Here is a 25,831-nt window from a genome sequence, read left to right on the forward strand (position 1 = left end):
ACGTAGGCAAAGAGAAAGGCAATATGGAAGGAGGGCTAGAAAGCATCATCGAGATGCTTTCCAGCTTTGAAATAATTTAAATTTTTCCGTTAAAACGGTAGAAATATCGCTATACAGGGTTTCATCAAATAAAATATCATTTAGAAACTGATCTGTGGCGCTAAAATTCTGCTCATAAATCTGTTCAAAAACTTCAGCCTGATTTAAAATCTCTAATATGATAGTGCGAATGTAAAGTGATACACGGTTACCTTCAGGATCTTGTAGTATTCTATTTGTAGTAATATGATATAAAAAACTGGCGAGCTGATCAATAGCTGCCAGTTGATTTTTCCAAAGATGACTCTTAAGGTGATGTTCAACAAAATCCAAAATTGTTTCGGTATCTCCTTTTAGGGGCAACTGATATACATCCTCAGTAAGTTGTAGAAACCTGCTGTCAAATAACCATTTGATAATTGAAGTGTGTGCTCGTCTTAAAAAAGGAAAGTTCTCAAAATCATTCTTGCGATCATAGAAAACTCGGCTTACAATTTCTGACTCTTGACGTATTGATATCCAGCTATTATAGGATAGCTGATTTTTTGAACTTTTGGTATAGTTCAAAACTAGTTTTTTTTCTTCCGCTATGGACAATTTATAACTCCAGGAATCATCGTTAATATGCACTGGGGGACCCATTACCATTTCTGTTTCTTCCCGAGATGCGCTCGGTGGAGGGAGTACATCCCAAAAATCTTTAGGTTTGGGATCAGGATGTTTAACAGAATGTTCTCTATGCGTGAAAATGATGCTGGATAAGTAAGCTTTAAATTTATAATTGTCGTTACGAGGGCTAATTGGGGGTTGATAATGATCATTAATAATATCGTAAGCAAACCAAAATGATATATTTAATGATTTACAAATAATGCTTTTTGTCCCCTGATTGCTAGTAATTGTTTTTGGCAACTTTCCTAAACCATGATATTCAAAAAACTGTACCAAAGAGCTATCTGTTGAGGCTAGCCCAACTAATTTGATTAACTCGCTTTGTTTAAATCCACTCATAAAAATATGTTTATATCTTAAATCAATCCATTATTTAACATAAGAACTTAATGATTTGCAGCGGATACACTCATCATATGGAGTGTGAAGACATGCAAGCTCTTTATCTGAGTAATACAATATTACAAAATGTCAAGTTTACCTGGGCTTGTTAATCTACAATTGGTAAGGTTGAATTTGTATTTGGTATATCCCAAGCGATTTTCTCGCGCATGCTAACAATACTGTGGCCACATGTAACTATTTTCATTAAATAACCCTTTTTGCATGATGTATATTCAACCGTACTCAAAATGTTTCTTTTTACATTTAAAGCATATAAATAATTTTGTTTAGCCATTTCCGAACGGGAGTGGCTTTTTCATTTTAAAGATGCGGTAATATTTGGGCGGATATATTTTCTTTTTCTATATTAACGCAATTTATTGATTAATAAATGAAAATAATTTTATTAATCATTAGCCTATTGACATTTGCCCTTCAAGGGTTTAGCCAACAAAATTTTGACCATATTGAAGAACCTGAATATATAGGGGAGGCGGTATATGTAAAAAGCGATGGAGCACCTCTTCCACTTGAAAAGCAAAGTGTGAAAATCAAAAGTAAAGCGAGTGCTTCCATGTACATTATTGGTATAGGTAAAGTAAAATCAAAGATAGTTCTTACAAATTGAGTATTAACGGTATGGAGCAAGGTGAATACGGAATTCTTGTGTCTAACCCCAATGCATTAAACAATAACAACACAATAATAGCTTGTTTTTCTGTGCAATAAGAAATGAATTTTTCGGTAATAAGAATGGAATCATTGCTTATTACAGATATAGACGTTTGTTCTATTAAAAAGCCCCTGTCGTATGCAGGGGCTTTTACTTATGCTTCAGGTGCGCATAGGACCAACCATTGGAATTTGCCTTGTCGCATTAAACCATCAGTTTTTGATGGATGAGCGTTTCACAAATCCAACGCCGCTGATACTGGCCGATCCACCTGCGGTTAGCGGCTTGGATACCGGATTCCAGATGATCGGATTGAATGGATCAGCGGTTAAGGTTTTTTGTACCATGACACTTGTAGCACCACTATTCAATACAAAGGCATCATAGGCATCTAAAGCTCCCATCAAAGCAGCGACGTCATTTAGGCCAATCCCCACCGAAAAGTTTGTGTCACCCCCATCAACAACAAGGGCATACATTGTTTTTTTATCCGAAGATAGACCTATGGCAGTCACCGCTTGCACAACTTCCGAGGTAGTCAAAACACTATAGCCACGGTAGCGCACCCAGTTGGTGCCAGATACCAACCCACTAAATTGATTCAGATCATAGGGCTCAAAAGTAAATTTGGTCGTGTCAACACAATTGCCAATGTAAGGCGATCCGTCCTTGCGGATCGCAAAAAGGGTCTGGTCTTTTCCTTGGTTTTAATATTGCTGGTCGAGACATTGATCTGCCTGCCATTTTTGATATAAGATACGGTAGACGATAAAGCCGCATTGATTGCCGCTAAAATTTCCCCCCCTGACCGTGGTTCATTGTACTTGGCCATGTCTCCGATCGGTTGGCTTACATAGAGGTAATCGTCAAATGCGCTCATGATGGCCGGAAATATATCTTTGGAGGAAAGATCGACTTTCAATAATTGAAGGCTAACACGCTGGTCGAGCTTATTGACATAGCGTACATGCGTTCTGACAAGTCCAGTGCTGATGGTGACCGACGAGTCGAGCAGAAAAGTTTTAATCAGATCGGTCCGTTCCATAATCGTTCTGGTAACGGCCTCGACTTGCTTGTCATCAGGGATAGGATCCACGGGTGCCGTTTCTTCTACCTTGTCGTCAAAGGATGGATAATCGTCTCTTTGTTTGCAGGAATAAAAAATACTGATGCAGCTGATGCACAGCAGGACAGAACTTAAAATTGTTTTTCTTTTCATATCTATCGAACTAAGAAAAATGAAACATAGGGCTTCATAATGGTACTGGTAAATCCATCATAGCCCAAGGCATAAACGACATACGATCGGCGGTCCAGGATAGAACCGGCATTGCTATAGGAGGCGATAACGGTACCATTTGTGACCGGAGACCCTGCTTTGCGAATCTTCCAGGTGCGCGTGGCAATACGGTTCAGCTGGAAATAGGGACTTGTTTCGAGGTATTTAACGTCTTTAGCGACAAGCGAATCTTGAATTGCAATAGCATTTGCGCTTCCAGTGGCCGCGGCGCCGTAGTAGAGATCAATCGATGGAACATTGGGCATCAGATTGGTAAAGCGATATCTGGCCTGCGTACTGTCGGGACGTGAAAGATCCTCTTCATTCAAGATCATTTTTGTGTTCTGTGCCGTATCGGTAATATGTATGGTATAGCGCTTGCCGGCAGCCAGGCTGACAGATGATTCAGCTAAAATAATAGAATCGCGCCCATCATCGGTTTTATGGGGCAGGGCGACCTGTACCTTTACGTTTCCAGATTTCCACTTTAAAAAATCAGGTCGCGAGTCTCCGCGTGTATTATAACCACCACCAGGAAAAGGTTCACGTCCCCGGATGCGTGATGTAACACGCTGCCCATCAAATTTGACATACATATAGCGGTCGTCTGGATAAATCGAAGCCATATTGATCTTCACAATGACATCGTCAGCGCCGAGAAAATCTACTTGTCCAAAGTCCTGAATGGATTTCTCGCATGAATATAGGCCAACAGCACCTAAAGCAAGAAATAGTATTTTTTTGAAATTCTTCATAATCTTTCCTTTTACACATTAATAGGTCGAAGTAACAAACCAAGTTGGCTTAATCACATATTCGGGCTCTAGCGCGCCCCATCGTTCAAGTTCCGACGCATTCCATACGTATTCCGAATTATAACGCGGCCGTACACGATAGCAATAGTCATTGTAGGTAAGCTGGCTGCCCGCCAAGGGGATAAACTGCTTAAAGATCTCCGTGCTATAATGATATTTTCTTAAATCACACCATTGCTCAAGACCTCCCCAGCCCCATTGTACAATATACTTCTGGCCCATGATATCGGCTAAAGTCAAATCCGTAGCAGAGAGCGGTACTTCTCCACCCTTGATGTAATTATCTACTTCAACTTGAGTGATGGATTTTTCGTTGGTGGTATTGATGTACTTGTTGACAAAATTCATGTGCGCATATATCCCTTTGATATACGCCTCATAAGCCTTTACCTGATCACCTTTGATAAATAGTGCTTCGGCTTTAACCAACTGCAGCTGTGCGTAGGTCATCAACGGGAAATCTGCAGCGTCCCTAAAGATAAATTTGCCCTGTCCGCTGGTCACATCGCCCAGTATATTGGGCACCGTGGTATTGGATACATTTGGATCTCCACCAATATAGATGCTGTCAACCGGATTATTGATCATCAGCATGCGCGAAAGGCGGGGATCAGTCGACGCCTTGGGGTTCTCAATGGGTTCACCGCGCAATCCACCAGTAAGGTAGCGTACGATCGGCTTGCCTGCACGGTTGTAATAGGATGTGGTGTAAAGGCCAAACCTGGAACTCACCACATTGGCTGTCTCGGATTTGTCTCCGTCAAATTTTACACCCGCATCGTCAGCAGGTGAATCAAAGGAACGGTCCACGAAATAGGCAATTGAATCAGCATACTTTTCCTTGAAATCCGGTTTATTGACTAAGTGGATATATTGCAGTGCTTTCAGGCCGTATACAAATTTCCGCCAACGGTCCATATTGCCCCGAAAGAGATTGTCACCCTTTTTTGAATTTAGGTTGGCACTGTAATTAACGGGGCTTTTTTGATCGAGGTAATATAATGCCGAGTCGCACCATAGACGTACTTTAGCGTACACATCGGGCTGGTCATTGTATTTGAACGATAACTGCTGCGTCCGTAAAGCCTCATCCAGAATAATCGGGCCGTGATAATCAGTCAGCATCTGATAGCCCCAGGCCTTTACGGCATAACCGATTGCGGCATATTCATATTTTTGATTGACAATGGCATCATTGATCATCAACTGTAGGTTGAGCCCGTGATCAAAATAGACCATGCGCCACATCACTCCACCTACATCACTTTGGGCCGGATATCCATGACGCTCCCAGATCCGGGATGACTCGTCGCTGCTGGCACCCAAAATGGTCTGATTGAACTTGTTCATCTGACGCTGGTCATTGGCATAGCCGTTGGCCATTTGGTAGATGATCGGCGCTAAAAGCAATTCGGCTTTGACGAGCTGCGGGTTGGACGGATTCTCGTTGATGTCCAGGTAGTTCTTACAGCTGCTCAATCCGATTAGGACTGAAAAAATGTATATGTAAATCGTTGTTTTCATGATATGTTCCTCCTAAAATCTCAAGTTAAAGCCAAAATTGAAACCTCTGGGCTTAGCCATATTTCCGTAATCGATACCGTAACCGCCGATACCGCCAAGGCCTGCGGTATTACTATTGCTCTCGGGATCCAGTCCGGTGTAATTCGTAAAAAGGAAAAGATCGGTAGCGGTAAAGAATACGCTCAGTGCAGCTTGTGACGAGATACGCTGTGTCAGATGCTTGGGTAAGGCGTAACGGAGTGTTACATCCCGGAGCCTGAAAGCATAAATGTTTTTCTCAATAAACATCTGCGGTTCGATATTGGTCATATAATATGTCGATGCGGAATAGGGGGTTACCGCAATACGGTTTATGGTTGGATTGGCCGTGTTTTCAAGTCCATCTTCCAATACGCCCTCGATCACGCGGGGTTCTTCCCGATTTAGCGTCTTTACTGACTGTCCATAGGTATAAAGCCTATAATCCAGTCCATTGAGCACATCGCCACCTTTGCGCAGATCCCATAAGAATGTAAGGTAAAAGTTTTTGTAATTGAATTTGTTGACAATGCCGAGGGTGAAGTCTGGAATGCGGTCACCGATAGGGTAATATTTGTCGGTACCGGCGATGGGAAGCCCTGTTTGTGCGTTAATTAAGATGTCACCACGGTCATTTCTTTTAAACTGTGTGCCTGACAATGTACCGATACTATAGCCGGGCATGACCGAAGAGCGCACGCCGCTCAGGACCCAAGTATCTGAATCGTACAATTCAGGCAATTCTTCGGCCAGTGAAAGTACCTTTCCTTTATATTGGGTAAAGTTGAAGGTCATATCCCAGCTGAAATCGGTTTTCTTGATGGGATTGACGTTGACTTGCAGCTCGGTACCATAAGTCTTGACTTCACCACCATTCATCATCCGTAACACAAAACCAGAGCCATAGCTTAGTCGGGGTAGGATGATTTGGCCCGTACTCAGGCGATTAAAATAACTGAAATCAAAAGTAAGCCGGCGCTTGAAGAAGCCAAATTCGAGCCCTGTCTCAAAATCTCTGGTTTTTTCGGCTTTCAGATTTGGGTTACCACCATTCACGCCGTAGGCAAATCCGCCGCCGGTGGAAAGTTTGGGTTCCAAATTAGATAAGGTATAGTAACTCTTAAAGGGAGCTTTCCCTGTTGTGCCGACAGAGATCCGATATTTTCCATCACTGAGCCAGCTGACTTTGTTTTTGAAAAAGGCTAGATCCGAAAAGTTAAAGGCCAGCGACGCGGACGGGTAACCAAAATAAGGGTTGTTTGGCATCATGCGGGATGCCGCATCCAATCGACCTGTTAAATTTAGGTACAGTAGATTGTCCAGGTACCCAAATCCGGCCTGTGCCAGGAAGCCGACCGTACGAAAGTTGTTGGCAACTGATTTGGCTAGACGAGTGCTTGGGAAGGTATTGTTGATGCTGTAAAAGTCGGGGTCGTAAAAGTCCTCGCCATATTGTGAATTGGTAAGGGTATTGTAATCTTTAAATTCGGTCCCTAGGTTGGCCCGAAAACTAATATCCCGGCCGATCTTTGTATTGGCGGTAGCCATAAATGATCCAGAAAGTACACGTCCATTGACCTGATAGACATTCATCGAACCGTTGCGCACATTGGTCGACGACCCCGATCCCGAATAGGACTGCGGATGGTAAACGCTTTGCCCCAATGTGTTGGCGAAGTCCATGCCGATGATCCCATTCAGGCTCAACCAGTTGGTCGGCCGATAGGTAATATTGGAGGTCGCCAGGATGCGGTTAACATCATCATTGGCCGTATTGCGGTACACTTCCCAAAAAGGATTGTCCAGCTCATTGTAAATATCTGAGTTGTGCAGTACACGGTTACCCTTTTCATCGATCCAGTCCCGGACGTCATAAAGCGGATTAAAGCGCATCATGGTTATCAAATAGCCTGTATTTCCTTTTCGGGCTTTATCGTTCTGTGTATTGATGTAATTAAAAGAGGTGTTGAATTCCAGTTTGTCATTAAATTTGGCTGTACCATTTAAGCGCGTTGAAAAACGCTTGTAGCTGGTGTTCGGAACAATACCAGTATTGTTACTATATTCATTGGACCAGCGGTAGGTGACTTTTTCAGACCCCCCTTCGAAAGAAAGGTTATGCTTTTGGTTATAGCCGGTGCGGAAAAAATTGTTGACATTATCTTTGTAGAGTGTCGTCCCCTCAGGATATTTTGGCCCCATGGCGTAGCTCGAAGTCCCCGCATACGTACCATTGGTACCTTGCGAATAGACATACTGCCGCTCGGGATACTTATTGACCGTTTCAACACGGCCCGAAAGCGAATAATTGACTGTAAACCGACCTGCTTTTCCCTTCTTGGTGGTGATCAAAATGGCTCCCCCGGCACCTTGGCTACCAAACTGGGCGGTAGCTTCTGGACCTTTTAAAATGGTATAGGTCTCGATATCGTCGGGGTTAATGTCCATCGCGCGATTGGAGTAATCGAGATCTCTATTGGCACCATTGCTGGCGAGGTCATTTTCGTTCAGGGTAGAATTGTTGATGGGAACGCCGTCTACAACGATAAGCGCGTTGTTGTCGCCAGAAATGGAAGCAAATCCCCGTAACACGATCTGTGCTGATGCCCCCGGCATACCACTTGTGCTATTGATGGATAGGCCCGGAACACGGCCTTGAAGTCCTTGGAAAAAGGACTCTCGTTGCGTTTCGGAAACATCAGATCCGGCGACGATGGGGGTAGAGTATCCCAACGTTTTTCGGTCACGCTTGACACCAAAGGCGGTGACCACGACTTCATCTAATGATGAGCTATTTTCGGATAGGCTAACGTTAAGTACCGATTGTCCTTGGATGGCTTTTTCAAGTTGTGTGTAGCCAACATGTCTAAAAATTAAGGTGGCATCTTCTTGTACCGTAATTTTGTACATTCCACTCGTGTTAGTAATGGATTGGGTGTTTTTACCTTTTTCGATAATTGTAACACCTCCCAATGCAGATCCATCTGTCGTAGTGACCTTACCGGTAACGATTCTTTGGGCCAGGGCGACGCCATACGTACTCAGCAAGCTCACTAGTATGAGCATACTTTTTTTCATAATAAAAATGTGTTTGATTAGCTTTTGTTTAACTTAGGTTTTGCCAATACACCTGGTGCTTGTGCAACATAAAATCATTGCTATTTCATCTGGAAAATTATAGCGGTTGTAAATCGGTTTATATATGTTTTAATTCAAATATAGCATAAAAATGCATTTTTTCAAATTATTGCACAATTGTTATATTGGAATATTGTATTTAGACGAATAAAAACGCAAAAATACGCTTTTTAAAGATGAAGATTTTTTTTGTGATATCGGATTACTCACAGTAAAATGCGATCGTTGACAAAATAATAATCTTAGTGAGGTTTGTGGATAAAAAAATGATTAACGGCACAATTATCTACTGAAAAAACGTCGAAGTGCGATCCAAATGGCTGGATAACGCAGCAGTTGGCTAAAGCTAAAGTGAAAAAAAGTCTTACTTCGTATAAAAAGATTTTCTTTCAATTTGATACTGTGCGCATCATCGGATTTATCGAAGATTATAGTCCTGCATTAGAATTTACAAGTGGTATTATTTATAGCAGTAATGAGCTGACGCGGGAAGATTCAATTGGGGAAAGAATCCTCGTGCCTTTTATCAAGGTCTGGAAAAAATGTTGAAAGAGAATACTATTTCAGCAAACAAAAAGCAGGTTGTTGCGGAATGGGATTCGGTGATTTTATAGGGCGCTTAGACCTTAATGATCCGGCTATTTTGTCACAAAATGAATTTTCTACCTTTATCAACCGATTCGAGTATTCGACTTTATTTAGCCGTGATGCCTTAAATGGTCAGCGCCAAAAGGACTTCTATTTTGTATTGGATTCGGCAAATCGAAAAACTAACCCTACTATAGCCAATACGTTGGTCTCAGAAGTTGCAAAACTACGTACATTAAAATCTGCATTAAATGGTGCTGCCGATGCCGCCGCGATAGCAAAGACTACTGATCAGTTGCGGGCCATATTGACGAACGAGGATTTAAAGGGTGAAGCGCTCAGACTGGCAGACCGTGAATGGAAGTCCAGAAACGGCTATGTACTACCCCAAACCGATGCCGCCTCTGTTTTTAAAAAAATGACAGATAAGTATCGTGGTAAAGTCGTTGTTGTGGACTTTTGGGCACAGTGGTGCGGTCCCTGCCGATCGGGTATCGAATCAACGCAGGGGAAACGCCTAAAACTCAAAGATAATCCGAATGTGGCGTTTGTTTTTATAACAGATAGTGAAGGGACACCAGATATGGAGTTTTATAAGGACTATGTTGTTAAAAATAGCATGTTTGAATCGTATCGGGTTTCTGCCGATGAATATAGGGCATTACGCGAATTATTTAAATTTAACGGAATTCCGCGCTACGTACTCATGGATCCGGATGGCAGAATTAGAAATGATAATTTTCAAATGCATAACCTGACAACTGAACTTCCAAAAAATTATCCACAGCTGTTTACGTATCAACAGATGCAAGGAATTGAATAAGCTGAGAACTCAAAAATGATTGAATCAAGGGTTTAGTGTAAAATTGAAGAGCCCAGCCTGTTTACTAAATCAGACTGGGCTCTATTCGTTTAAATCGATTCGTTGCGCTCTTTAATAACCTGGATTTTGTGTCAGACTATTGTTGCCGGCAATGGCCTGATTGGGTACGGGAAAACGATTCAGATGGGCCGAAGTACTTGGATTATGATCCCACCATTTTTCTGTGGTGAATGCTTTCCATCGGATCAAATCGGTACGCCGGCGTCCTTCGCCTAAAAATTCAATACTCCATTCATCCAAAATACGGTACTTGTCAATATTGGCTACAGTTACGGGATTCGGATCCTGCTCTTGTGCAAAATTCCGTTTTCGGACGGTATTGAATAGTGCTGCAGCTTTTTCCTTATTTCCTAACCTGAATTCACATTCGGCAAGCATATAGTATATTTCAGACAGTCTGATAATCGGCATATCTGCACCCCAACGCAAGGTATTGTTGGCAAGATTTGGGATAGGTACCTTCACCAAACGTATACCGGTGTTTTCCTCGCCTTCGGACATCTTTGAGGGCAGCTGGTCGATGGAACTGTATTTTTTTCCAGGCCCAACTTCTGAAAAGCGGCCGACTTGGTCGACAAAGTCCAGGGGCTTATCTTTATATTCTTCACCCCCAACAATGACCTCGCCGCTAGGGGTCTTATGGGGGCCTACGATAAACATACCTTCGTATTGGTCTGTGCCGTGGTAGACATAGGGTGCTTTGCGGAGATCGCCTTGGTCGAAAGTTTCAAAAGGTGAACCTAGCTTAAAGTCTGCTGCGTAAAGGGAGCCGTTGGGTTTCTTGGATGGAGTTAGGTGGGCGCCATTGTTGCCGCCCATATCTTGGGCAAAGAACTGCCTGGTGTTGTAATGGTAGAAATCTGCATAAAACCAATTGTACTCCAGCATCTTGAATTCTGACGGCATAGACCAAATCATCTCGGGCGACTCATTGTTTTTAAATCCATGTACGCCGTTCCATTTGGTATCCAAGCTGTAGTCGCCATAAACTTTATTGACAATATCCTGAGCTAGCTTTTGGCTTTCAGCGTACATGGATTTCCCGATATAGGCCTCTGCATTGAAGTAGAGCTGTGCCAGCATGGCTGCAGCGGCAGCTTTGCGGATAGCGCCCTCTTCTCTGTCGCCGGCCTTCTTTGCTGGCAGATTCTCAATAGCTGCTTTGAGCAGCTTCTCGATATGTGCAAAGAGCTCCTGGTCGCTATTGCGCGGTAGGGATTCTTGGTCTAGGGATTCGAAAATAGGCATACCGCCAAAATAATCCAGCCCGCGCAGATAGAAATAGGCGATCAAGGCATCCAATTGCGCCAGGTCTGCTGCTTTACGTTCTTCCGTAAGTGTAAATTTGCTATAGTCCAGTTTGCTCAGGTCGCTTTTCGCATCAAGCGCCAAGGCAACACCCATCAGCGTGCCGCGCCAGCTGCCCCAGACCCAGTTGTCGTCCGCCGTCCAACGGTGGTAATGGTAGCGCTCATTCTCGCCCCCATTATACCAGTGCCGCCCTTTGGTGGTGATGGCAAAATTGTCGGCTGTGTATTCCTGCAAGCGCCAGCGGTCTTCGCCCATATACCATTTGGCATGGGTAAATGGTCTAAATAAGGCAGCTTTGATGTCTTTTTCACTTTTAAAAAAGGTGTCCGGTGTGACCGAACTATAAAATTCTTGATCCAATTTGGTGCATCCGGATAGCAGCAAGGCTACGGATAGGGTGGCTATGGAAATATATTTTTTCATGTTTGTCCTGCTAGCTTTAAAAATTTACTTGTAAACCCATCATAAAAGTCCGTGTCTTGGGGTAGACATTACGCTCTTCAAATCCCGGTTCAAGACCATTGATATTGACTTCTGGATCTAGCCCCGTGTAGTTTGTAAATACAAAGAGGTCGCGTGCGGTGGCATATACCCGCATGGACTTTAAAGGCTTGATCCAATTTTGGTTAAAGCGGTAACCGATGTTGAGTGCGTCAACCTTGAGAAAGGTGCCTTTCTCTAACCAGTAGTCGCTCAGCTCTTTTTCTCCCTTGATATTTTTATGTTTGTCGTAGGCTTCTTCCAAAACATTCTGACCTTTTACATTAGGTAGGCTATAGTACATGTTGATCATATTGAACACATCGTGTCCGATCCAGCTGCGCATGTAGATACTGGCATCCCAGTTTTTATAGCTGAACTGGTTGTTCCAGGAAAGCTGTAGTGTTGGAATGGCATTGCCGACAAATGACTTGTCGCCTACCGTTTTATTCCGGTCGCGCACGTCAAATGCATTACCGTCTTTATCGTATAGTTTCCAATAACCATCGTCGGTAAATCCTGCAAATTTCCAAAGGAAGAAGCGGCCAATGTCCTCGCCGGGATATAACCTCACCGCTGACCCTGGTGAGCCGGGGGCCGGGAAGTCCTTCCGGTCGGTAAAGGTCTGACTACCCCATAAGGTGTTGAGCCTGCTTTTATTATGCGAACCCACTAGGCTTGTTGTGTAACTGAAATTGTCGTTGTCTACGGCTTTGAAGTTCAATTCAAACTCGTACCCCGTATTTTGCATACTACCCACATTCATGGTTGTCCGATCGTGGATTGCTGGGGGCTGGGATACGCTGATGTCGAAAATCAGATCATCGATTTTACGTTTGTAGATATCAAAACGACCACTTAAGCGATTGTTCAGTACGGAAAAGTCCAACCCAAGGTTGTATTCTTTTTTGACCTCCCATTTGATATCTGGATTTTGGTTGTGCATCACACCGTATGTCCTGAACCATTTACCATCCTGTAGAAACCAGGTGTCGGCACTATACATCCGTGTTGCCACTTTTGCATCGAAGCCTTCATTGCCCGTTTCGCCATAGCCTGCCCGGAGTTTTAGGTCGTTGATAAAATTAACATCTTTGAGGAAGGACTCCTGTGAAATACGCCAGCCTGCGGAAAGCCCCGGAAAGAAACCCCATCTGTTTTTGGGCGCAAATTTGCTGGATCCTTCGTACCGCGCCGTTGCGGTCAGGATATAGCGATCCAGATAGGAGTAGTTGACACGGCCAAAGAAGGCGGCAAGTTTGACCCATGGGTTTTTCCAGGATCCAAGACCTGCCCGACCGTCTGGTAAATAGGTTCCTGTACCCATGTCGTTGTCGGCAATACCATCCACCGGGAAATTGGAGTTTTCGGCAGAAAATCCTTGTCCATTGAAATCTTGATAGCTGTAGCCTGCTACAGCGTTTAAGGAATGTTCGTCCCATCGGTTGGTGTAATTGGCGGTCCACTCAAAGATGCGGTCATTGAACCGGCTGTAATATTGCTTGGCAAATCCATCCACATTATTCTCACGCGAAATACGATGTTGGGCCGACCGGTAATAGTTGCCATGCTCGCTGTTGTTTTTTACGCCGATGGTCGCACTGGTGGTCAGGTGTTCTGTCAGGTTTAATTTTAGGGTCGCATTGGCCAACAGGTATTTGAACTGCTTTTCATCGCTGCGCAGGCGCGCCTCAGCGACAGGATTCCAGGTGTCATATCCACCTTCCAATACATTATATCCGCTGACATCATTGGCATCGTAAGGCGTTTGGGTAGGATTGAGCACCAGGGCCATATTAAAAATGTCATTGTTGTTGAAGATATCGCGATTGGAACCGAAAGCTTGTACCTGATTGTAACTTACATTGGTGCTCAACTCGGCGAAGCCGTCGAAAAATTTGAAGGCACTGTTGATTCGTCCGCCGATTTCTTCACGTTTTGACGTGATCGCCATCCCTTTGGCGTCGCGTTTGGTAAACGTAGTATAGACATTGGCGTTTTCGGATCCGCCGCTGATGTTGGCGACCTGCCGATGGCTGAATGGATTGTTATTGGTGACTTCATCATACCAGTCTGTACGATGTCCGAGGTCTTCACCGAGGCCATATTCGACAAATTTCTCTGCCGATAATACCTGTGGACGTTTGCGGATGGTTTCGACAAAGTATTCGGAGGTAAAATTCACTTGCGCCTTGCCAACCTGAGGTCTTTTGGTGGTGATCAGGATGACACCACCGGAAGCACGTGTTCCGTAGATGGCTGCAGCGGAGGCATCCCGAAGTACGTTGATGGTTTCAATATCTTCTTTCGCAACGGAATTGATGTCGCCACCGGGGACACCGTCAATAACCACCAGGGGACCCTGTGAGGCATTGACCGAATTGACCCCACGCAATTGAAGTGAGATGCCCGCATTGGGGTCTGTGCCGTTGTTGGAAAGTACACTGAGACCGGGTACTTTTCCCTGAATCGCCAAGAGCGGTGATACAGCCCCCGCAACCATGTCTTTCTGCTTGATGCTCGATACGGCGCTGGTCAACTCTTTTTTGTCCAAAGTACCGTAGCCTACAACAACAGCCTCTTCGAGCTGCTGCGTGTCTGACAGCAGTTGTACATGTACACTGGAGCTGCCATTATAGGTAATTTCTCTGGCGGTAAAGCCGATCATGCGGATGATAAGGACGGCATTTTTCTCGACATTGCTGAGTGTAAACGCGCCATTGGCGTCGGTGGAGGTACTGATGGTGCTACCCTTGACGGAGACAGTGGCACCAACAATAGGGTTGCCCTGCTCATCCTTGACACTGCCCTTGATTGTAGTTTGGGCTTCCTGAACATAGGGGGCATGGGGCAATGCGTAAGCGGCTCCAGCAGATAAACTGCTGCTGAATAGCAATAATTTAGTAGCCACTTTAAAACTGTTCATTTTAAAATTCATGTGCTAATGTTTATGAATAAGTGTATTGGTTGTTTACGCTGACAGGGATAGTCGCAATCTTTTTAGCATGGTCAAGATGCTTTTCGGACTCCAGATAACATCGTTATGTTCAAATTCAAGATACTGCATATAATTGGTGTGATTTGAACCCTAAATGTACAGCATAGAAAGGAGAGGTATTGCCTGTTGAGACAATATGAGGATACTTTGAGACGATTTGATGCAATGAAGGTGGTATTGCCTAAAGTGCGTAATAGTTGATGGACTACTTATCTAATGCCAGCTATTGTTCAACGGGTATCGATCGTAAAACATCCTTTGTTAAAGGCTTTGGTAGATAAGAGAGCACCATGGTATTGTCTGCTGCGCGACTCTGGTCTCGTAAATCGACGGAAGAAGTTAACATATGTATGCGCAGGTTGCCCTTGTTTGGAAAATCTTGCATCGCTTCCAGAAATTGCCAGCCATCCATAATCGGCATATTGATATCCAAGAAGACGAGATAGGAATTTTGTTGATTTTGCTGTATGTAATCCACCGCTTTCTTCCCATTTTCTAAAATGACCACAGTCGCATCGGGATAGACACTAGCAATGATTTTGGTGTGTATAAAATTGATGACAGCGTCGTCATCTATGAGTAGTATCTGTTCCATTTTAATGATGAATAAGGTTTGTTTTAACAGTGATCTGCGCAATCACATCATCTAATTCTTGTGCGGAATCCATAATCAGATCCATAATTTCATCGGGCGATTTTCCGCCACCATCTAATTCTTTTGATAGGTAAATTAGGCTCATGATCCGTGTTAGTGGGGCCCGGATGACGTGCGATTGCAGCCAGGAGATTTCACGGAGTGTATCGTTCTGTTTCTTAATTTGATCCATAGCCCGGCGGGAAGCTGTAATGTCTTGTATCGTGCCTTCAATTTTAACGACCTTCCCCGTTTCATCGGTCACTAATCGCACTTCCTGATGCACCCATTTCAACTTCCCCGATAAGGTAATGATTTCATGCTCAAAGCTTTTGATACTTCCAGACTCCAGGTGAAATAAAGGGTCATCCTCGAGCATATACTGGTCTTTGGGCTGCAAAGTCTGCTTGATATTTTCTAAGCTGGGGATAAAGGTGCTAGGCGAACAATCATAAATTTTGTACATCTCATCACTCCATTCCGTGATATCCGAATCTATAGCTCTAAACCAATAGCCTAGCTTAGCAATTTTTTGAGCCGTCTGTAATTGTTCATAAGCTGTTTGTAACGCGTGCTCGGCAAGCTTTTGTTTGGTAATATCCTTCCCGACAGCAACAATCGTTTTGGATTCTGCTGCTACAGTAGCCGACCATTGCAGCCATTTCAATTCACCGGCGGATGTTAAAAACCTGCCCGAGAAACGCTCGGTGATATGGCCGCTGATTAATAACGATAACCCTTCCGCTAAGCGCTCTCGATCATCGGCATGGATGAGGTCAAACATTGGTGTAGCATATAGATAGGTTGTAGGATAACCCAGCAGTTGGCTGAAAGCTTTATTGCATTTTTTGATATAACCATCAAAACCAATAACGCAAAGGGGATCTGAAGAAATATTGAAAACATTACGATATTCTTCTTCTGTTACTTTTTGTTTGACAAGTGGGCCAAGCCTTTCGCTGACATTGGTCAGTAAATTTATCTTTTCGACAAGATTCTCTGGCGCAGACGTCGAAAAACATACGATGCAGCCAAGAAATTCATCGCCATACATAATCGGTAGACCGATGCCCGTGGAAAGACCCACCGCCCTGGCCGCTTCTGCGCGTAGAAAATCTTTATTTGCGCCGATATCGTCCCAAATAACCACCTTTTTTTCTTTCCAGACCCTACCTGCAAGCCCGTCTTCTTCCGTACAGGAAGTCAATTCCTGTGTCTGTTGGTGGAATAGCGCAAACTTACTTTGCTGCAAGGATTTTGAGACAAGGTGTAACTCGCTGTGGTCTGGAGCGACCAGCCATATTTCGCTCACACGTATTTTGGGGAGCAGTACAAGCCGCTGAAGGGCTTGATCCAACGAGGATACCAAGAAAAAAGACTTCGCAAATGTTGACGTCAGTTCGGTAAAAAGATCATTAACAATTTTCTCTTTTATTTCGGCGGTAACTTCATGGGTGGTGGCGATAATACCCTCAATCAATGGTGTATCGAGGTGGTTTGACAATTCGGTTTTAAACCAGCGCAGATCGCCGTTTGCATCGGGAAAACGGTAGGCATCAATGGACACAGACTGCGACTCTGTTATTTTGCTAAGCTGCCCCATGACGTGGGGAGCATCTTCTTCATAGATGTAGTCAAAAGCATTTTTGCCCAGGAAAGCTTCGGGTTCAATGCCCAAGACGTTAATGGAGGAGGGGGCTACATATTTGTATTTGCCTTCGAGGTCGATTATAGCCACAAGATCACGTCCATTTTCGATCAATGATCGAAACCGTTTCTCGCTGAATGAAAGCTCCTTGTAGGCCTTGTCTAAGTTGCGTTCTTTCTCATAAAGCTCGGTCAGGTCGGTGGCGGTAACGATTTCGGCTTGAATGCCGTAGAAATTGATGGTGTTGCCTTTAATCTGTACATACATGATGCGACCATCACGTTTCTGATGCCGAAAAATACTTTTCTTAAATTTTTTTAGTCGGCTTTTGGTTCTTTCTACAGCTTCCTCCAATTTTGGTATATCCTCTTGCGGGCGAATATCCTTGATTGTCATCTGCTTAAACTCTTCTTCGCTATATCCGTATTGATGAATGGCTTCTTTATTTACAGCAAGAAAACGTAATGTATCTAGGTCATAGATCCACATGGGTAGCGGGACTAGGTCGAATATGGCTCGGTCAAAATCGGATCTTTCGGTAGTTACACTAAGCATATAGATACATGGGTATACGTTTTACACAGTAAAAAGTTGTGTATCTAAATATAGCAAAAAAATAGATAGGTTACATCAACCGCGGTGTACTTTCGCAATGAGTACCGTCAATACAGGTGTTTTGACGGTACTCATTGCGAAAAAATCGTATATCTGCATCGAATTTGATTTTCGGCATTACCAATCTATGGTTCGGTTGTCGTCTTCGACAACAGTCCACGATTCCTGTGGTGCTACACTTTGAACGGGCTGAGGCTGAGATGCTGCTGCGATTCCTTGCTCTAACGCGATTTCCAGTGTAAAAACTTGGGGGCTTATATAATTTTTTTTCTTTGTATTTTTCATGACATCATTATTTTTATCCGTATAATCAAGCATAGAAATTAACTACATGTAACCTTTTTTCTACCGCTACCTGCTCCGACCATGGAAGTTTTACCTTGTACGACTTGCGTTATTTTGACCGTATTGGAGGCTGGATTCCAAGGCACCGTATTAAATGAACCTGCAGTTAGTACCAAAGGATATAGCTCGCCACCGGAACTTTTACTACCATACATGCTTACTTTTCCTTCGCGGCTGATCACTACACGGATAAGTGGATTGGTGGCGGTGCCTACCATGGCGTAGATTTGCGGAATTGTACCTCCGGCTGTATTGATGCCTCCATGCAGACTACCATCTTCAAAGGCAACATTCTTGGGCGCGATGGCGATATTGGCTTCGAATTGTATTTCTTGAGTAGCCAATGGGATTCCATTTACCTCCATGTTGAACGAATTGTCCATCTCTAGAATGTCAAATACGAAACCATAATCGGCTCCTGGCGCCGTCAACGTTTGTTCTACAATCGATCCATTTGGAACAATAGTGCCGTTCACATTTGCTCCACCCCCGGAAGCAAGGTAATTCCAATTCAGGTTGGCTCCTCCGGTGACCTCTTCCGTACAGGTTTTGAAGGTGAGGTTCAAATTGTAACGCTCTCCAGGTGCAATCCTCAATCCTGTAAACGATACATTGTTCTTCGTTTCGCCATCAATGGTTATTGATCCAAAATTGAACACCCCATTGGTTTCTACTGGATGAATCAATAGCGATGGGACACTGGATACTGTACGTAATCCTGGACCGAGTGCCGGGAATACAACATTTGAAGTAGATGTTGATCCGTTGTAGGTGATGGAACCGTCTGCTAACTGCAGATTTGCGCTCGGATGTGTGGGCCCGATGGTTGTTGTGCCAAGTTGGGTAATTGCTCCCGTCATTTCAGTGTCCATACTCAGATTTGTTGTCACCTCGCTATATTGATGCCTTAGAATCACGTCGATCGTATTATCTCCAGATTGAACCGGTAGCTGCTGTTTAAAATACATCAGGTCTGCACTGATGTCGGCTAACTTCGCTGTATTTAGATCGTCCGGTGCGGTTATTGTGGGTACTGTAGTGGTACTATTGATGGAAAATGCTACAAAAGTGTAGGTATGACCAGCATCCAACGCTATCTCCTGATCATTATCTACCTGGTTTGTATATATTTTCTCCGTCACATATTTGCCGGCATCATTATAGACAACTATTTTGTACTTCACATTTTCTCCAAGTGGTGAACGCTCTTCAGTAGCAGCGGCACGAGGCGCCGCTGATGCCCGCAGCGGACTGCCATATCGGGTTAACGGCACTGGAGACAATGTGGCTTCAATAGCACTTGATGCTGTTAAAGGAACCCGAATTGGCTTATTAGACGTCGACGTGTGGATGCTCTTGTTTGATTTTGATGTGATGGTAACTGGATTTTCTACACCCAAGAGGTGAATACTCACACTCGCTTTTCCAGCGAATGAAACACTATCCTTAGTTTCTTTACACGAAGTAATGATCATACTGGTCAATGCTGCAAATGACAGCATTCCAATACTGCAAATGGTTCTAAATTTAAATGACATTTTTACTTTCAGTTGATGTGTGCGACCCCCGTTGTTCCCTAAATTCTTGTGGAACATGGAATAGGGAAAATTTGTACAAAAAAACTACAAAGTCTATCAATTAACAATTTCCATGGGCTTATATACCTATAACTTGCTATGGATAGGATTGTGAATAGCAAAATTTAGGTATATGGTCACTGCCAAAAGAAAGAGTTCGTTTAAATGAATTACATTTGGCGGATTTTTTATTTGAAGGAACTGTGGTAATGAACAATTCTAAGCATGCAATAATATTGGATGATCATGGGCTCTTTGCAGATGCTTTTTCGCTGCTATTGGAGCGCTATACCTTATTTGATTTTGTTAAAACTTGCAACGACGTAGCGGACTTTTTTACATTTTTGAATGCTTTTAATCGGGAAAGCATGGTTATATTTCTGGATTATTACCTCCGAGAAGGAAATGGGCTGTCGTTGTTATCGGAAATTAATAGAATCAATAAAAATGCAAAAATTGTATTTTTAACAAGTGCCATGTCGCCATTGCTTATTCAGACTTTGAAACGGTACAATCCGGCGGGTATTTTAAGTAAATCCTGTTCGGTGGGTACATTAAAACAATGTATCGAAGATGTGGCTGCGGGGAAGTCATTCGTGGATCCTCTTTTCCAAGAAATCCTCGATCAGCAAGAGGGGCAGCAGCTAAATTTTACTGCAAGGGAAATAGAATTGTTGAAACATGTCGCTAATGGTGAAACAATCGCAGCGATTGCAGAGAAAATGTTTTTGAGTCCCCACACGGTGATAGCGCATCGCAGAAATATGATGGCTAAAGCAGCGTGTCAGTCGATGACACATCTGGTGACGCTGGCAAAAGACCAGGGCCTTTTATAGCGCCAACCGTTAAAGGTCATGGGCAGAAGATTGCAATTCAAAACTAAAGATAGCGCCTTTACCATCGATACTGTGGATCTGGAGTTCACTCTGACAAAGTGCTAAATAATAGATACAGAGCTTTAAGCCCAAACCAAAACCTTCTTCGTCGCTTGTTCCGTTCAGTGAAATAGGCTTTGCGTCTGAATAGATTTTATCTCGTACATGTTTAGCGATGCCATGCCCCGCATCAGCAACGGAAAAAATGACACGGTCGCCTCGGGCATTTGTTTTGGCTTGAATGACTATCTTTTCCCCTGATCGACTAAACTTAATGGCATTATCTACCAAATTACGGACGATAATATTGATCACTTCGCGGTCGGAAGAGATGGCAAGTGAGGCGTCACAATCAATTGCTGCTGTAAGCTGCTTTTCGCTTAGTCTCCTTTCGTAAAGTTTGACGATATCTTCAAAGAGCGCTCTTATATTGAAATTAGCTACTGAAAGATGAACTGTATGCAAATGCTGAATAGCCCATAGCAACAGATTATCGATGTGAATGGTTAAGGTATCAATTTCATCATAACAGGACGATAACAATTCTCTCGTTTGGGACTCCGAAATAAGCCCATCTTTAAATGGCTTAAGGATATATAGTAAACTATTTATTGGCGATCTGATATCGTGTGCTATAATCGAGATTAACGATTTTTTGAATTTGTTTGCTTCTTCGAGCAGGATGACCTGCTCCTCGATAAAGGCATTGGTGCTCTGGAGCATCTTGTTATTTTTCTGGGCCTGCTTAAAATTTTTTATCAGGAGGAAGCCAATGACTGACATGGATAGGATAACAACCAATGCGATGACCAGGATGGCGTTTCGGCGCGACACCTTGGCGCTGTAGACGGCCTTTATATCGCTTTGTTGTTTTTTAAATTTGAATTCTTCTTCCTTTCGTACCAATTCTTCTTTGTTTTCGTTGCTGTACAACGAATCGGATGCCGCCTTATAAATCTTATAAAATGCGAGTGATTTGCTAAAATCACCACTTTTTTCATAAAACTCACTCAGCTTTTTTGACGAAAGCTGCAAGTAATACAGTTGTCCATGCGATTGTGCTAAGCTATGGCAGGCTTTGATATAGCTAATGGCAGTTGCTGTATCGCCGATTTGGAAATAGGTTTCGGAAAGTTTTTCCAATAAACGCATGTATTCTGTATTCTCCCTTGTTGGCTCCAAGGTTTCTTTCGCTTTTAATAAGTAATTAAGTGCATTCTTCAAAACCTTCATTTTCAGATAAAGCGCCCCTAAGGATTGTTGCGCATTCCCTATTGCTTTACGATTTTTTTGTATTTCAGCGAGTTTTAGGGATTGAAGATAATTGGCTTTTGCCCGTTCAAAATCTCCTTTTACGAGGAAGATATGACCGATATTGCCGAGTATAAATGAAGATTTTGAGGTGTCGCCTATCTGTTCATATTGCTGCTGACTTTGGGTATAATAGGAAATTGCACTATCCATCATAAGTTGATAATGATAAACAGTTGCCATATTAAACATGGCGTGCGCTTTGACTTCGGGCAAATTGTAGTTTTCGGCTCCGTCCAATGCTTTGTTTAATTCCAGTAAGGCATCTTTGTGCTTTCCGAGGGCAATATAGGACGTGGCTAAATTGCTATAAATTTTAACCGCCCGCGCCATATCTCCAGTTTCCAAAGCGATTTTTACGGACTTATTGTACTGCTGTATAGCCTTATTATAGTTGCCTGTTTCATAGTAACCTCTACCAAGATTGCGAAGTGCATCAATTTTTCCTGCTGTGTAGCCAACGCTATCGCAAGTAGCCACTATACGTTTGCTCAGTGTAATCATTGAATCGGGAATACTTGACCATAAGCTGTTTGCTCGCGCATTGAGGCTATCAATCGTGGTGGTGTCGATCTTAGAATTACTGTTGGCCGCTTCCGTACCAGAATTGGAGCAAGATACCGTAGTAATTAGGAAAAACAACATCAACAGTGTGACGACTATTCCAAACCTCGACTTTTCATTCGATAAATATTGCATTGCCCGCAAAGATAACAAGATGCCTGCTCATGTGCCGGCATTAAATCGTAAAAAAAAAATGCTGCATAGTGATAATGTTAAACCGCTTCTGAATTTTTGTTGGGTAATTCTATTGTAATCAGTATGTTGTGTATTGGTGGGGTGGGGCTCAATAAAAAAGAGCTGCCCAATCTATTTGGACAGCTCCTGATCTGTATGTGATTACCGCGTTCGTGCGGAAATTAATGGCAGGCTACGGGCTTGGGGTAATCGGCTTGTGCCATTCCTTTGACCAGTTCACCACACTTGCGCATCGACGCTGCGTACGGATTTTCTATCGCCTTGTCGTAACTTAGCCAATAGCCTTTTTCCATAGGGCAATACTGCAGGTACATCGCCTCATCGGTACATTTCATCGTCTCCATAATGGTAAATAGGGATTGTGTGACTGCAGAAAACGACGCTTTCATAGCCTTTAGGTCTTGTGCGGCTTTGAGGCTGGCAGCATCGGCCTTCATGGTTTGGCTTACTTTTTTCAGACGCATCATGTCGTCGAGCTGCAATCCTTTCAGTCGAAAGTTCTGCACTTCTTTTTCCAGCTGAACGGCATGTGCTTTGCCGCTGGCAAAGTTTTCATTCTGGATGTCCTTTTTTACTTCCATGTAGCTTTTAAATAGTCGGTCGCGTTGTGCCTGTGCGACATCTTGTCCGTGGCTTGCTTGACAGGAAATCATGAGAAGACTGATCAAGCAGGTGATGTAAATTCCTTTTAGTTTATTTTTCATGCTCTTATTTTCTTTTAAATGGATAATGATCGCTCGAGTAAGCTGGGTTTAATCTTTATTTATTTGGTTTTGAATGCGTTTTATTTCGAGCAACATCAGATCCAGGTGCTGTTTATTTAGTGGATCTGTCTGTTTTGCGGCAAGTTGATTAATTTCGGGCACTAAGGCGCTCAGGTAATTCCGCACATAGAGCTGAACATCACTGCGCTGTGCCTGTGAAATGATATCGGATCCCTGTCCGACTTTGGGATTGATGATCTGATTGGCTTTTTCGAGAAAAAAGCGTTGTTGCGCACGTTTAAAGACGGCAACACGTGGGTCTCCAACGGGCAAGGTCCAGATCGCTCCACCCATATCGTTTAAATATTCGTTGAGGCCATAGGGATTTGTAGTGTTGAAGGACTTCATGTACACATTGTAGAGCATGCCTGGACTCATCAACATGTTCAGCATCTGTTCGTGCTGCTCGACGATTTCCTTGTTGGCATCTTTGCCGATCAAATCCTGGATGTCCTGTGGATATAACCATAGGGGTGGGGTGAATACATGGTCATTCACATACTGCACGGCTGCTTTGACTTTTTCTCTCGGAACTGCTGCATAAACGGCTCCCTCCTGGCCGCGTACTTTCTTGGTTATGTGCTGACTACCGATGTTTTTGAGGACATGGTAAAGATAACGGTCAAACTGTGCGCGCACCGATTTGTGCATATCCTTGAGGTTGCTGTAATCATCGCCGGGTTCATTCGTCCATTCGACCAAATTGGAAACCACTCTTTTTAGGTTTTTGATTCCATAGTTGCTTGCCAATACGGCATCATCGCCAAGGTCTTCTCGTTGTGACCGTGGGTCTTCATCGTTCCCTTCGCCGCCAAACCAAAGCTTGGGGTTGGTTCTAAGACTGTCTGTTACTTGTTTGCTGAGGTAGAGTTGCTCGTCTTCACCGCTCGTAAATTGGGGTAGATATTGGTACCCCCATTGGATGGCCCATTTATCGTAGCTGCCGATGCGTGGATAGATGCCGGCCAGGCCTACACCGTCTTCGGGCTGCGCCACATAATTGAAGCGTGCATAATCCATAATGGATACGGTATGCCCATTTTTTTCGACCCACTTTTTGTCGCGCAATTTTTCTACTGGCGTTTGGCTGCTTGCTCCCATATTGTGACGGAGGCCCAAACTGTGCCCTACTTCGTGCGACGATACAAAGCGGATCAGTTGGCCCATCACTTCGTCGTCTAGCTGCATTTTTTGTGCAGCTTTGTTCAATGGGCCCACTTGCACCATAAACCATTGCTGAACGAGTTTCATGACATTATGATACCAGCCTACATGGGCTTCGATAATCTCGCCACTTCTGGGATCGGATATGCGTGGCCCATAGGCATTCGCCTTTTCGGAGGCAAAGTACCGGATCACAGAGAACCGTGCGTCTTCGAGGCTCATGGTGGTATCTTGCTCGGGCCATTCTTTGCCGACAATGGCGTTTTTGAAGCCGGCTTGCTCGAATGCCTTATTCCAATCATTGATGCCGGCAATGAGGTAGGGGCGCCATTTTTTTGGGGTCGCCGGATCGATGTAATAAACGATCTGCTGTTGAGGCTCGACCAATTCGCCTTTTAAGTAGCGTTTTAGATCTTTCGCTTGGGGCTCGAGACGGTAGCGCTGTATAAAATTAAAGGCTTTGGACCGTTGGTCTTTATCGGTAAAGAGGACATACTTGTTGGCAAAATACCCTACGCGGTCATCGTAAATCCGTTTTTTCATCGGTACTTTTGGCAACAGCACCATCGATGTGTTGGTAGTAAAGGTCAATGAACCGGTTGCAGTTGCTGCGGGCGTACCTGATGTGGAGCTGTAGGTTTTGGTGGTCTTTACTTCCAGATTGATCGGGAATACCTTCATATCGGTAATGAAAGAACGGTCGTCTGCCAGGGAGGATAGCTTATTTTCGCTTTTTATCTTGCTGTCGAAGGAAAGGGCGGCGTTGTCTTTTCGAAATAGATCGGTCACCTCTACCAAATAACTGTTGCTGCCTGCCTGTAGTCCTTTGATATCTAAGATAGCAAGGATAGGATCTTCCTGCGACTGGATCAATGCGGTACGAATGGCATCGTTTTCTGGCGCATCCTGCCTGTAAATCGCTGCCCGCAGCTGTATACGGTCGCCCAGGCCTTTTTCGAAGTAAAGTGTCTGCTCATTCAGCTTTTCGCCCCCATACATCGGAAATCCCTGTGGTGCCGACACCAGGCGGGTTACGGTAAGGAAATAGCGGTTGAGCAAACTATCGGGTATTTCCAGGTACCACTTCTTTTCGGATTCGATAACATTAAAAACGCCTGAGCGGGATATTCTTTTTTTATTTAAAATTTTACTGTAGGCCTCATAGAGGTCATTTTTTGTTTTTAGGGTATCTGTTTTGGCCGCTGTCTTTGTATCGGTCTTACTAGCCGTTTTATCGGCTTTCTTTTCCAAGGGTTGTTGCGCTTGGACTATACCGCCAGACAAAAGCAGGGCGAGGGTACTTAAGATAATTTTGTTTTTCATGTGTTTGTTATAGC

18 protein-coding genes are annotated in these 25,831 nt (G+C 43.7%); 3 read left to right on the forward strand and 15 right to left on the reverse strand.

What is annotated here, in order from left to right; translation table 11 throughout:
- Positions 1-45: 45 nt before the first annotated feature.
- Positions 46-1,050 (reverse strand): hypothetical protein, encoded by a 1,005-nt coding sequence (locus VXM68_RS06335; protein WP_367210788.1) that lies wholly within the window; start codon positions 1,048-1,050, stop codon positions 46-48.
- 436 nt (positions 1,051-1,486) lie between these two features.
- On the opposite strand from VXM68_RS06335, the gene VXM68_RS06340 reads away from it, so the two are divergent.
- On the forward strand, positions 1,487-1,723 hold the full coding sequence (locus VXM68_RS06340) for a hypothetical protein (protein WP_367210789.1): 237 nt from the start codon (positions 1,487-1,489) through the stop codon (positions 1,721-1,723).
- Positions 1,724-1,980: 257 nt separating this feature from the next.
- On the opposite strand, the gene VXM68_RS06345 is transcribed toward VXM68_RS06340, so the two are convergent.
- The 5 genes from VXM68_RS06345 to VXM68_RS06365 are packed head-to-tail and all read right to left on the reverse strand — an operon-like array spanning position 1,981 to position 8,482.
- Positions 1,981-2,445 carry a phosphodiester glycosidase family protein gene (locus tag VXM68_RS06345; RefSeq protein WP_367211292.1) on the reverse strand — a complete coding sequence of 155 codons (465 nt, stop codon included), beginning with the start codon at positions 2,443-2,445 and terminating at the stop codon, positions 1,981-1,983.
- Positions 2,370-2,987 carry a hypothetical protein gene (locus VXM68_RS06350; protein WP_367210790.1) on the reverse strand — a complete coding sequence of 206 codons (618 nt, stop codon included), beginning with the start codon at positions 2,985-2,987 and terminating at the stop codon, positions 2,370-2,372. The genes VXM68_RS06345 and VXM68_RS06350 overlap by 76 nt, the downstream gene beginning before the upstream one ends.
- A 2-nt stretch (positions 2,988-2,989) precedes the next feature.
- A complete protein-coding gene (locus VXM68_RS06355) occupies positions 2,990-3,802 on the reverse strand; it encodes a DUF4397 domain-containing protein (RefSeq protein WP_293887170.1) in 813 nt (270 codons plus the stop codon).
- Between the two features lie 18 nt (positions 3,803-3,820).
- Positions 3,821-5,386 (reverse strand): SusD/RagB family nutrient-binding outer membrane lipoprotein, encoded by a 1,566-nt coding sequence (locus VXM68_RS06360; RefSeq protein ID WP_367210791.1) that lies wholly within the window; start codon positions 5,384-5,386, stop codon positions 3,821-3,823.
- A gap of 12 nt (positions 5,387-5,398) precedes the next feature.
- The gene (locus VXM68_RS06365; RefSeq protein WP_367210792.1) at positions 5,399-8,482 is read right to left on the reverse strand and encodes a SusC/RagA family TonB-linked outer membrane protein; all 3,084 of its coding nucleotides are present in this window, start codon (positions 8,480-8,482) and stop codon (positions 5,399-5,401) included.
- 652 nt (positions 8,483-9,134) lie between these two features.
- Here VXM68_RS06365 and VXM68_RS06370 point away from each other — a divergent pair.
- Positions 9,135-9,953, forward strand: coding sequence for a TlpA family protein disulfide reductase (locus VXM68_RS06370; protein WP_367210793.1), 819 nt, complete (start codon positions 9,135-9,137; stop codon positions 9,951-9,953).
- A 111-nt stretch (positions 9,954-10,064) separates the two neighbouring features.
- On the opposite strand, the gene VXM68_RS06375 is transcribed toward VXM68_RS06370, so the two are convergent.
- The 6 genes from VXM68_RS06375 to VXM68_RS06400 all read right to left on the reverse strand — a co-directional run bounded on the left by VXM68_RS06375 (position 10,065) and on the right by VXM68_RS06400 (position 19,582).
- Positions 10,065-11,747, reverse strand: a complete 1,683-nt coding sequence (locus VXM68_RS06375) for a RagB/SusD family nutrient uptake outer membrane protein (RefSeq protein ID WP_312363314.1) — start codon at positions 11,745-11,747, stop codon at positions 10,065-10,067.
- Positions 11,748-11,763: 16 nt separating this feature from the next.
- Positions 11,764-14,742: a SusC/RagA family TonB-linked outer membrane protein gene (locus VXM68_RS06380; protein ID WP_367210795.1), complete on the reverse strand. Its 2,979-nt coding sequence runs from the start codon at positions 14,740-14,742 to the stop codon at positions 11,764-11,766.
- Positions 14,743-15,025: 283 nt separating this feature from the next.
- Complete coding sequence (locus VXM68_RS06385; protein WP_367210796.1) at positions 15,026-15,397, reverse strand: response regulator; 372 nt, start codon at positions 15,395-15,397, stop codon at positions 15,026-15,028.
- 1 nt (position 15,398) lies between these two features.
- Positions 15,399-17,639 carry a PAS domain S-box protein gene (locus VXM68_RS06390; protein ID WP_367210797.1) on the reverse strand — a complete coding sequence of 747 codons (2,241 nt, stop codon included), beginning with the start codon at positions 17,637-17,639 and terminating at the stop codon, positions 15,399-15,401.
- Positions 17,640-17,816: 177 nt separating this feature from the next.
- Complete coding sequence (locus VXM68_RS06395; RefSeq protein ID WP_293956091.1) at positions 17,817-17,984, reverse strand: hypothetical protein; 168 nt, start codon at positions 17,982-17,984, stop codon at positions 17,817-17,819.
- 38 nt (positions 17,985-18,022) lie between these two features.
- A complete protein-coding gene (locus VXM68_RS06400) occupies positions 18,023-19,582 on the reverse strand; it encodes a fimbrillin family protein (protein ID WP_367210798.1) in 1,560 nt (519 codons plus the stop codon).
- 215 nt (positions 19,583-19,797) lie between these two features.
- On the opposite strand from VXM68_RS06400, the gene VXM68_RS06405 reads away from it, so the two are divergent.
- Complete coding sequence (locus tag VXM68_RS06405; RefSeq protein WP_367210799.1) at positions 19,798-20,457, forward strand: response regulator transcription factor; 660 nt, start codon at positions 19,798-19,800, stop codon at positions 20,455-20,457.
- 9 nt (positions 20,458-20,466) lie between these two features.
- Here the strand turns inward: VXM68_RS06405 and VXM68_RS06410 are convergent, their stop codons facing one another.
- The 3 genes from VXM68_RS06410 to VXM68_RS06420 form a co-directional block, all read right to left on the reverse strand.
- Positions 20,467-22,506: a tetratricopeptide repeat protein gene (locus VXM68_RS06410; RefSeq protein WP_367210800.1), complete on the reverse strand. Its 2,040-nt coding sequence runs from the start codon at positions 22,504-22,506 to the stop codon at positions 20,467-20,469.
- A gap of 221 nt (positions 22,507-22,727) precedes the next feature.
- Positions 22,728-23,270: a DUF3347 domain-containing protein gene (locus tag VXM68_RS06415; RefSeq protein ID WP_293956087.1), complete on the reverse strand. Its 543-nt coding sequence runs from the start codon at positions 23,268-23,270 to the stop codon at positions 22,728-22,730.
- Positions 23,271-23,318: 48 nt separating this feature from the next.
- Positions 23,319-25,817 carry a zinc-dependent metalloprotease gene (locus tag VXM68_RS06420; RefSeq protein WP_367210801.1) on the reverse strand — a complete coding sequence of 833 codons (2,499 nt, stop codon included), beginning with the start codon at positions 25,815-25,817 and terminating at the stop codon, positions 23,319-23,321.
- Between the last annotated feature and the right edge of the window lie 14 nt (positions 25,818-25,831).

It is taken from the genome of Sphingobacterium sp. R2, from assembly GCF_040760075.1.
Classification (GTDB): domain Bacteria; phylum Bacteroidota; class Bacteroidia; order Sphingobacteriales; family Sphingobacteriaceae; genus Sphingobacterium.